Origin of the sequence: Marinobacter lipolyticus SM19, assembly GCF_000397065.2 — a bacterium.
Lineage (GTDB): Bacteria > Pseudomonadota > Gammaproteobacteria > Pseudomonadales > Oleiphilaceae > Marinobacter > Marinobacter lipolyticus.
Map to the genome: position 1 here is coordinate 1 of NZ_KE007308.1, position 9,808 is coordinate 9,808.

At 55.3% G+C, this 9,808-nt stretch carries 8 protein-coding genes and 1 pseudogene; 2 read left to right on the forward strand and 7 right to left on the reverse strand.

Going from position 1 to position 9,808, the window contains the following annotated elements; all coding sequences use genetic code 11:
* Positions 1 to 325: 325 nt before the first annotated feature.
* On the forward strand, positions 326 to 517 hold the full coding sequence (locus tag MARLIPOL_RS06185; RefSeq protein ID WP_012139857.1) for a hypothetical protein: 192 nt from the start codon (positions 326 to 328) through the stop codon (positions 515 to 517).
* 28 nt (positions 518 to 545) lie between these two features.
* Positions 546 to 1,430, forward strand: a complete 885-nt coding sequence (locus MARLIPOL_RS06190) for a hypothetical protein (protein ID WP_012139858.1) — start codon at positions 546 to 548, stop codon at positions 1,428 to 1,430.
* Here MARLIPOL_RS06190 and MARLIPOL_RS18275 read toward each other — a convergent pair.
* From MARLIPOL_RS18275 to MARLIPOL_RS06220, 7 genes and pseudogenes are all read right to left on the reverse strand, one after another.
* Positions 1,410 to 1,697 (reverse strand): annotated as a pseudogene (locus tag MARLIPOL_RS18275) (IS66 family transposase); the annotation flags it as partial. The gene MARLIPOL_RS06190 and the pseudogene MARLIPOL_RS18275 overlap by 21 nt on opposite strands.
* A 235-nt stretch (positions 1,698 to 1,932) precedes the next feature.
* Complete coding sequence (locus tag MARLIPOL_RS06195) at positions 1,933 to 2,811, reverse strand: DNA ligase (protein ID WP_012139860.1); 879 nt, start codon at positions 2,809 to 2,811, stop codon at positions 1,933 to 1,935.
* A gap of 62 nt (positions 2,812 to 2,873) precedes the next feature.
* The gene (locus MARLIPOL_RS06200) at positions 2,874 to 3,320 is read right to left on the reverse strand and encodes a DUF4124 domain-containing protein (protein WP_036190872.1); all 447 of its coding nucleotides are present in this window, start codon (positions 3,318 to 3,320) and stop codon (positions 2,874 to 2,876) included.
* Between the two features lie 40 nt (positions 3,321 to 3,360).
* Positions 3,361 to 4,236, reverse strand: coding sequence for a hypothetical protein (locus MARLIPOL_RS06205; RefSeq protein WP_012139862.1), 876 nt, complete (start codon positions 4,234 to 4,236; stop codon positions 3,361 to 3,363).
* Positions 4,211 to 7,078, reverse strand: coding sequence for a toxin VasX (locus MARLIPOL_RS06210; protein ID WP_012139863.1), 2,868 nt, complete (start codon positions 7,076 to 7,078; stop codon positions 4,211 to 4,213). The genes MARLIPOL_RS06205 and MARLIPOL_RS06210 overlap by 26 nt, the downstream gene beginning before the upstream one ends.
* On the reverse strand, positions 7,071 to 7,937 hold the full coding sequence (locus tag MARLIPOL_RS06215) for a DUF4123 domain-containing protein (RefSeq protein WP_012139864.1): 867 nt from the start codon (positions 7,935 to 7,937) through the stop codon (positions 7,071 to 7,073). Before MARLIPOL_RS06215 ends, MARLIPOL_RS06210 begins: the two co-directional genes overlap by 8 nt.
* On the reverse strand, positions 7,937 to 9,808 hold a 1,872-nt coding region (locus tag MARLIPOL_RS06220), incomplete at its 5' end, for a type VI secretion system Vgr family protein (protein ID WP_036190868.1). The genes MARLIPOL_RS06215 and MARLIPOL_RS06220, both read right to left, overlap by 1 nt.

The window sequence follows — 9,808 nt, forward strand, 5'->3', positions numbered from 1 at the left end:
GGGTGCGGGGTGCGGGGTGCGGGGTGCGGGGTGCGGGGTGCGGAGAAAGGTTGGAATTTGGAACCATGAACAACAAGGCTCAATGGGCCTACTGCTGCAAAAGCTCCAATTGTCCGCTGGATAACCCGGCTGTCCCTTACAAGGATGATATTAAAGAGATGACCGAACACGGTAAGTGAAACCTAACTAGCCGAGGAACATAGAAAACGCACGGATGACTTGGTCGTTAGTATGGATGCAGACACAATGGCAGTGGGCCAAACTATGCAAATTCAGCGTATTTGTGATTCAATAATGATCAGAACCCTATATGGGAGGCAGTTTCATGGAACTGTTCAAAGACGAAACGAAGCGCACAGAGCCGAAGAGCTTGCGAGAACTGTTGCACGAGTACCCCAACTCCAGCCAGGAAGTCATTGGCGAGGGTACGGTTCGGGTAGACGCAGAGGAAGTGCGTCAGTCCAAAAACTACAAGGAGATGGTCGCCAGGCTCCGCGAGTCCGCTCGGGCCGGCTGATCTCCGTTGTTGGCGGGAGGGAGGTATAATGATCTTCCTCTTGCTCCTGCCAGTGCTGGCTGCCGGATACTTCACTTCGATACATCACCCTTATGTTCGATTGTCCTCCGCCCGAGAAGAAGGTCAACGGCTCTATCTGCGGGCCGTAAGCCTTGGTTTTGCCTCATTGGTCATCGGTGCAGTCCTGGCTTTCGCCTGCTCATTCGTCCTGCCCGACCAAATGACTATCCATGTAAGTGATCTTCCGAAAGGGGCTCAGACGGATTATGTTCTTTCACTAACATTCATTGATTGGTTGGCAGGGGCTCTGGGTGACAGCGGCGTATTCAACAAGGTTGATGACCGGCAATCGGCTTGGTTGCTTTTATTGAGCGGAACCAGCTTTGTGGGGGCCGTGCTGATCGTCTTTAGTGCTTATGTGCGATACGGGATCAAGGCAAAAGTCTTTACCAGTCCTCTGGAAGTTGCAAAGCCGCCGAGCGAAGGCAATCGGGGGTGGATGAGACGACAATTGGATTGGCTATCGGGTGCAAAGAAGCAGATTAGGCTGGACATCACGGCTCAACTTTTGGAGCAGAGTCCCTTGGATCGACTTCTCTTCAAGGCGCAAAGGATGGAGCTCCCCCTCCAATTTTGGTTAGCCAACCGTAAGGTCATCGTAGGCTTTGTTATCGAATGTGCAGAGCCTTTCCCGACGACCGGCACAAACAACGAAGTGACAATCTTACCAATGTTCAGTGGTTACCAAGACGAAAAAGACCTTCAGGTAGAGTTCACCACCCAATACTGGGAAAAAGACCAGCAAGTCGAGCAAATCATTCGTCAGGATGAGATTGTGAAAGTCGGTCAATTCGACTGGTCGGCCTATAAAGCACTGAAAAAAACCACGCCGTTAGCCAAGGTCGAGACATAAAGCCACTATTTTCTGTATCGGCAGCCGGCTCAGCACATCCTTCAGATAGGCATAGAGATCATGACCGTTCAGTTTGGCTGACTGGATGAGCGTCATTACCGCAGCCACACGTTGACCATAGCGCAGCGAACCTGCGAACAGCCAACTGCTGCGGCCCCGCGCCTAGGGCCGGATCTGATTTTCCACGAAGTTGTTATCCATGGGCAAATCACCGTCGTTCAGTTACCGTGCAAGCGTTCCCCACCGTTTGAGCCTGCAATCAAACGCTTAGGCCATGCCGGGGCCATCCGGCACTTTCTGGCGATGCAAAAACATCAGCGATGGGCTTGGCTTCTGCCTTTAGGATCTCCTGCCATTGATCCGGGACAAGTCCAGATTTTTACGGGTGAAATGCTAACGGCCAATGTTCGCTTTTGTTTAAAAGCTTGATATCACACTTCGCATCGATGACATCATATCCCCGCTATACCCTGCCAATTTATGGTTACAAGGCGCAGCCAGTTTATAGTTCACTACCACCAGACACCGGAGGTTCATCGTCGCGAACCCGTAGGTAGCTGGCAAAGCGTGGTAAGCCGGTGCTCGTATAGCCACTGTATTTGAAGGTTATGACTGCGCCCACAGGCGGCGGTTCCTCACGCTCCCGATCCGAGAAACCCGTGCCAATGCGCAGCTTTCGGCCGTTGTCCAGTTCCACCAACAGCGCCCCCATTTTTCCCGTCAACCGCCCCTTGCCCGGCAGGTGTCCGAGGACCACCGCCTCGGCATCCTGAAAACGCTTTACCTTGAGGAGATCCCGGGATCGCCCGGCACGGTAAAGACTGTCCCCATGCTTGAGCATCAATCCCTCGCCGCCGCGGGCAATCACCTCGTCCAGTTGATGCATCAACTGCTGATGGTCAGTTGCCGCACGTTGTTCGACCAGGACCAGGTGATCAATGCCAACCTCGCTGACCGTGGAGCGGAGTATCTTCAAGCGCTCACTGAAAGGCCGATCCTGCCAGGGCATATCAAACACCATGAAGCGAATCTTCCGCCAGTCGCTGTCACGGGGCTCCAGCCGCCGGACCGCACCCGACAAATCGGAAAATCGTTCGCGGCCCATCCACAACTCACCATCCAACGGCCGATCCGGCAGAGCCCGGGTGAACCAGTCGGGTGCATGGAACACATTCCCCTGCCTGGACAACAGCCGGGAGCCATCCCAATAGGCCCTGACGCCATCATACTTCTCACTGACCCAGTAACCTTCAAGAGACATCCCCTGCTGATAAACATCCGCCAGCGGCACGCCCGGCGGGGCCGCCTCGGAAATCCCCACAAACAGGAGTTGGATAATAAGAACACAACGACTGGCCGTTGCGAGCAGACGTGAAAACATTGCAAATCCCTTGCATCAGACAGGGGGAAACTTCCTGTTTCCCGTGAGACTTCATTCCAGCTTCAACCGCTACAGGTTTCGTTCACCTTCTTGCGGAAACGTTCCCGGATCCGGGTATTCTCTGACTCACTGACGAACACCCGCTCGCCCTCTTCATTCAGGTTATAAAAGGTCGAGACGCTGTCCATGTGCTTGAGACGGGCGCGCATCTTGGTACATAGCTCCGCCCGTTTCGCTGCCTGCTTCTCCGCCTTGGCATCCGCAGCACGCTGTTGATCCCGCTCCTGCTGCCTCTGTTCCAGGAACGCATTCATCTTCTGCTGACGGTCACGGGCGGCGTTATCCACCCGGGCCGGCGCGGACTCCACTTTGACTTCCTGACTGGCCGCCTGGGTTGGCGGGCGGTCACCAAAATGGGTGCGGCCTTCGGCGTCTACCCAGCGGTATACTTCCGCCAGGCTAGCGGGGGGAGAGAGAAGCAGCAGGGTTAGTAATGTCCTTATCAACATTTTGAAATCCTTTTTGGTGAGCATCTACGCGGATGCAGGATCAGTAATAATTGATTTTCCCGAAAATGGCTTCAATTTCCTTCGGCCACTTAAATTTTAACGGCGTAAATTTCCACCAAATAATTGAAGGTACAAAAATACAGAAGATTACATGCCCAAAGAAACGACGCCCCGGCTGATCAGCCACATGTCTGTTATACGAGTCATAATTCACTGCATACAAGTGCTCTTCATCCTCACTTTTGACGCCTTCCTCATAATATCTGACAATAAAATTCCACTTCCGATACAAGTGATCCTCTTTGAAATAGGAGGAAATCCTCTTGCGCTGCAGCGGCTTCTTGGGGGGGATACCACAAAAGTAATGCTTATCCCGAAGATACAGGTGGGAATAATATTGCCTATCCCAAACAACACCGGAGCCGAAATACTGCAAATTATACGAAAAGCTAACCTCCAACTCGTCCCACGGAATCCGGTAGAAGGTGCCCCGATGCCCGGCATAAACAAAGCCTTCCCGCCGGTCAATCCGGACTGGTAGCACTACCGGAACAAAGATCTCGAACAGGTAAAATCCAATCCAGGCAGGCACGAAAAAAACAGCGGTTGCCAACAGCGCCTCACCGGAAAAAACAACATCAAGCAACCACATCAAACCAAGCACACACGCCATGAACAGGCCAACGATGCCTAACATGTATCTTCGAAGAATCGAAAACACCGGCCGAATGTCCATAAACCGGTCACTGATATAGGCCACCCCATGGTCCATATTTTCCGATGAATCGGACACCCCCGCCACTTTCCGGGCGGGGGGGCTGGCCAGTCGCTCGCCATACGTACGATACAGTCGCTTTTCCAGCTGTTGCTCGATGTCCGTCTCCGGGAGATCACAGCTCAAAGGTGAGTCGCTCATCAACTCCTAACTCCTCTACGTCATTTCCATTCAGGATGATTCGCATCCCGTAATCCCCCGTGACTTTCCTGCCATCTTTAACGTACTCGATTAGCATTTCCAGTTGATCACAATAATCGTGATTGTAGTGAGTAAAGTGGTATTCGGCTCCATGGGAGGAAAAGCTGGCATTCACTCTCCGTTCAAATAAACCGGAAATTTCTTTGGTGCCATCATCGAATACCAGGTTCTTTTCCACCTCAAACAGTCTGATGGAAATAGCACAAGAGGCCTCGCTATACCCAGGAAAATACGCAGTGAAGCCTGTAAATTCTGACAGTACCTTTTGTCCCCCCTGGTGAGTGATTGCATAGTGCTTGGGCATATGCTCGGTTATCCGCACAACCGGAGAGAATAGCAGGTAGTAGAAGGCGTCTAGCTCCGCCTCGAAGTATTCCCGAACCGTTTCCCCCTCATCTGCAGCGGTAATGGCTTTGCTCGCCTCCAGGAGTTCATGGTTAGGCAGCCTCGATTGATCATCCCAGTACCGGAGAGTGGGCGCGTTACCCCAGAACGATAGCGACAGGAAATCTTCGATACGGGAGCGAGCGATGTACAGCTGGATCGCGGTGACTGCGACGGTGATCACCACCAAGACCGCACCTACAAGCGCAATAGGAGCACCCACCACGGTTGCAGTCCCTGCCACAGACAAAGCGATCAGGTAGCCGATACCGGCGGCTAGCCCAATTTGGACAACAGAAAGAGACACCGCCACGTCATGGCCGGTGTGCCAAGCCCGCCAAGCAGATCTACCCTCTAGGCATACTGATAGTAGCGGGCCAACGTATGGGAGAAACTTTACAAAGGCTCTCGTTATTAACCTTGCACCAGCAGAAAATACCTTCAGGTCTTTTAGCCCGCGAAGAGCGACCGAAACTCTGGATCCAGCCGCCGACAGGTTCCCCCCCATGGCCTTGGCATATTCCGACTGGATAACCAGCCCGCTGAGGTTAACTATCCCCTCGGCCACGCCCCACAGACTGTCCACGAAGGGCAGCCACTTGTCGATGGCGGATTGGTCGGTCAGCATTACATCCTGCTGGGTTTCCTTCAATCCGGTGAACAGGCTCGCCATGTTAAACGCCTGGAAAAAAGCTACTGCTCCGATGAATTTACCCCGGTTCTGCTTGATCACGTCAACTACCGGGTCAAGACGGGCATGAAACCAGCCAAACGGATTGTCCTTGAGGTCCGGTTCCAGATGGAACACGTCGATCAGGCTTTCCCGCAAGTAACTCCTGATCCTGGCGTTTCCCACGCCGGCGGCCAGGGGAGACATTGCGAGTTCGGAGACGCTATGGCCGGAGGTTTCTGCCAAAGACTCCTGATTAACTTTCAACAACAACTCCGTGGCAGTGTCCAGCGTCATGCCATTTTCGTGGACGTCGATACCGTAGCGTCTGGACACCTGCTTGATCCACTTTTTCCACTGCGGGCGGGTTTGGCGGTTTCTGGCCCAGGCACCCATTGCGGCTGCGGGCGCTGCAAATTCCAGCAGTAGAGTATCAGTGGCCAGCCCGACCGGTACGTGCGCCGGCATATCGTACATGCGCTCCACTATCTTCTGGCTGCCATAATCGTAGCTAGGCAGGTCTTTCAGTTTTTCGGTAATCTTGTGGGTGGCGGAGGTCAGGAACAACACGGCTTTCAACAGGTTTCCGACGGTTCCGGCTTCGCCGTCCTCGGCCGCCATCCAGGTTTCTGCGTCCTCTTTGCCTCTCTCGGCGCCGACGTAACCATCGAGGATGTCCGACAGCTCCTGCTCGACCGCCGTGAATCCATCGGCGCTGTAAAGGTCGTTGAACTCCATCTTGCGGGCCAGTTGGTCGGAGTCGACCCACCGTTTCCAGTCATCAAAGATGCGGGCACGGGCCTGGTCGTATTCTTCAACCTGCTTGTGGTACCCCTCCACAAACGCGTCTTTATCGGCTGAACGAATGCGTTCCTTCAGTTCTTCGGTGACTTCGTTGCGCTCTTCTTCAGTTTCCTTCTTGCCAGCTTCACGAGCGATGAGCGCATCCACCATTCGCGCGGTGGTGTAGGCATATGCGTTTTCCTCGGCATTATTCATGATCAGATTGACATGGAGGGCGTGCAGTTGCCCCAGTTCCGAAGTGATGCCGATTTCGTCGTCCAGAGCAACGCAGTAGGAAAACTCAGTGGATTTCTTGGATTGCCCCTGCAGATCCGAGGCAGTCAGGCCTTGCGCGAACTCGGTAGAGCTCCAGTCGAAGTCCCCTGGCTCTGGCCGGAAATCTTCAATCAGAGTCTCTGCATTCTCGGTTTCCGCAATGTTCGTACCCTGGCCATTCTCTGGGAGCTGGTCCAGCGCGAACACCTGCATGTACTCGTCTCGAATCCCGGCGTCCGTTCTTACGAGCTCCTGCAAACGCGCTGTCCATCGATGCTGGGCAAACTTCAGGAACACCCGGCCCTCCGCCGGGTGATGAATACAGGGTAATGCGCCCTCCGCATCAGCCTCGGGAAGCAGGACCGAATTCGCGCCCGGCAGGACTTCCGTAATTACACCCTGCTCATTGACCCGGTATTCGTGAAGCGTTCCATAGGGCTCCGAGAACAGGTAAACCCAGCCGGGTGTCAAGGTTCTTAGGCAATAGTGGGTATTCTGCAAAGATACCCCCGGCGGGTTGAAATTTCCGGGTAGGGTCGCCACCTCCTGACTGATCGCCCAGCGCACCGGATACAGCGCAACGGTTTTGAGCTGGAGCGGGCACATCTGTGCCGCTGAGTCGATGTCATCAGCACCCTGTAAAAACGCTGAGCTGTTAGCACTACCCATGAACCAGTCCCTCCATTGACTTTTTCTCAGCGAATTCTGCAATTCGCGCTATGGCTTTGCCTGGTGCTGCGGAATTCTCTTTCCACAGGCTCTGCACATCACTGTCTTCGAATGCATGGTGCCCAAGCCAGCCAATCGTATTGATATACAGGGCGATATCGCGGGCACTGTACAACCCCCGCGCTTTCGCCGCGTCGACTAGCGTAGAAACTACGCCCCAATCCGGCTCGTTTGCGTCAGGTTGTTGAAGCAGATGGGGGAAGTAGTTCGAAGTGTGAAGCTCGAGTTTCCTGAGGGCTGTCTGCTCTGCCGCCCTTTCCATGGCAACCTGGTGTTCCTCACGAATATTGAACACTTCTGCCTGCCGCTCACCTGACGGCTGGTCATTGTAAAAGTGCTCCCATTCACCCGTGCGGCGATCCTGAATGGCAAACAGACTACAGGGCCCCATCAATCGCCTCAGATCTTCATCTGATGAATCCAGCTTCAACAGATGCCGCGCGATTTCAGGATCATAGAACCGGAAGACAACCTCATCGCCCGTGACCAATCGGGCCATAAGCAATCCACGCAAGTGGTCCATGACCTCTTCAAAGCGGCAGTCAGCCTGCAATACGATGGCAACACCCTGATGCTTCCAATCCTCGAAGCATTTAAGCGCCAGGGAGCTATCCATTCCCGCTTCAACCAACCACGGCGAAATTTCCAACAGATCAGCGAGTTCAGTTCCCCTGTAAAGCGCATCGCAAAGAGGCTTTTCTATTTCACGATAAATAACTTGGGACAAGTCATCCACTTTTGCGCCATCGACAAGAATGAACGTCTTACCCTTGTCGGGAAATTCAGCCAGCTTACCCATCAGGCCGCCCCTTGCGATTCTGGTGAGCAAACCTGGCAGATACCCTTACCCTGGTTCGCGGCATTTTTGATGGCGCGTATCTGGTCAGGCTTGGCCATCGGTCTTTGGGGTGTCTCCGCCAGATCCACCGGCGCTACAGCCCCACCATTCTTCTCCACCAACCCAGGCATTTCCGGCACCTGAACCTTCTGCCCACTCCCCTTGCCCGGTGATCCTCCGGCATTCAGCTTGATGGCGGCACCATCCATGGCAACACCGCTGGGGTCTATCTTCACGAAACTACCGCCAGCCTTGAGGGTAATTTCCGCACCCGCTTCGATAACGGCTTTCTGGCCGGCCTTGATGTGCAGTTCTGTGCCGGAGTCGCTGAGCCAGGCGGTGCCGGCTTTCAGGTGCAGGGTGCCGGTGACGTTGAAGCTGTGATCCTTACCGGTTTGTTCCCGCTTTTCGCCATCTACGGTGGCATGGTCATTGCCCTTGATGTGGGCCTTGCGGTGGTTGTCCACGATCAGGTGGCTCTCGTTCCTGATGACTTCGGTGCGGTTGTTTTCCGTCAGCAGGTCCAGGTCTTTCTGGGCGTGGACATAGATCTGTTCCTTGCCTGCCTCGTCCTCGAATCTGAGTTCGTTACTGCCCTCGCCCTTGTGGGTCTGGGTTTTGAGGGTGGTGCGGGTCTTGTGTTCCGGCAGCGCATAGGGCGGAGTGTTGGTCGCGTGATAGGTGCGGCCGGTAATAATGGGCTGGTCCGGGTCGCCGTCCAGGAAGGAGACGATGACTTCGTGGCCGATTCTCGGCAATGCCATGAAACCGTACTGGCCACCGGCCCAGCCCTGGCTGACCCGCAACCAGGCGCTGCTGTGTTCGTCGTTCTTGCTGTACCTGTCCCACGGGAACCGCACTTTCACCCGGCCGTGTTCGTCGCAATGGATCTCTTCGCCTTCCGGACCGGTGACGATGGCGATCTGCGGGCCGTCCATTCTGGGGCGGTGCTTGATTTGTGAGCGCCAGGTGCGGTCGGCGGGGATGGCATTGAACTGGTTGCTGTAGCTGGTGGGTTCGGAACCCCCTTCCTCTTCCAGCGCCTGGGGCTGTTTGCCGGTGTGGGTGATGCCGGTCAGCAGCCATTCCCGGTTCAGGGTCTCGCTGTCGTGATCGGTCAGGGCCACTTTGGCGCCAGCTGTGAAGTCGGCGCGGTTGCTCTTGCCGCTGGCGGTGCTGGCATCGTGTCGCAGGGCGTCCAGTCGGGCTCCGGTGAAGGGTTCACCGCTGGCGTCGGCTTTGAAGCGGCCCGGGTAATCGTAGTGCTGGTAATCCTCACGATGGAACAGCTCTGCTCCGGCCTGTTCGTGCATCAGGGCATAGGCCGGATTTTTGAAGGTGTAATCTTTCATGGCCACGGCACTGGCGCGGACCCGTTCCTGATGGGCGAAACGAAACACGCAGGGGGTTTTGGTGCTACCGCCGGCTTTGCCGTTGTAAGCCACGGACTCAAGCCTGGGGGCGTCGCCGTGGTGATCGGCGATGATCAGGGCCGGCTGTTCTTCGCCATCGACGGAGCCGTGGTGATAGCGATAATGCCAGCCTTCCTCAGCGGCCAGCCGCGCCACAAACCCCAGGTCGCTTTCCCGGTGCTGGACGCAGTATTCCCGTTCTTTCGGGTTACGCTTGAGATCGAACACGGTATCGACGATGCCCCGCTCTTCCAGCAGGGTGCGCACGATGGCGTCGGTGGTCTGGGTCTGGAAGATGCGGCTGTTGTGCATCAGGCCCAGGCGCCACAGCGGCGGCTGGATGATGACTTCGTAACGGGTGCGGCGGTGGCCGCTGTCGCCGCGGGCGAATTCGTTGACCACGCCGGTGAAACGCCGCAG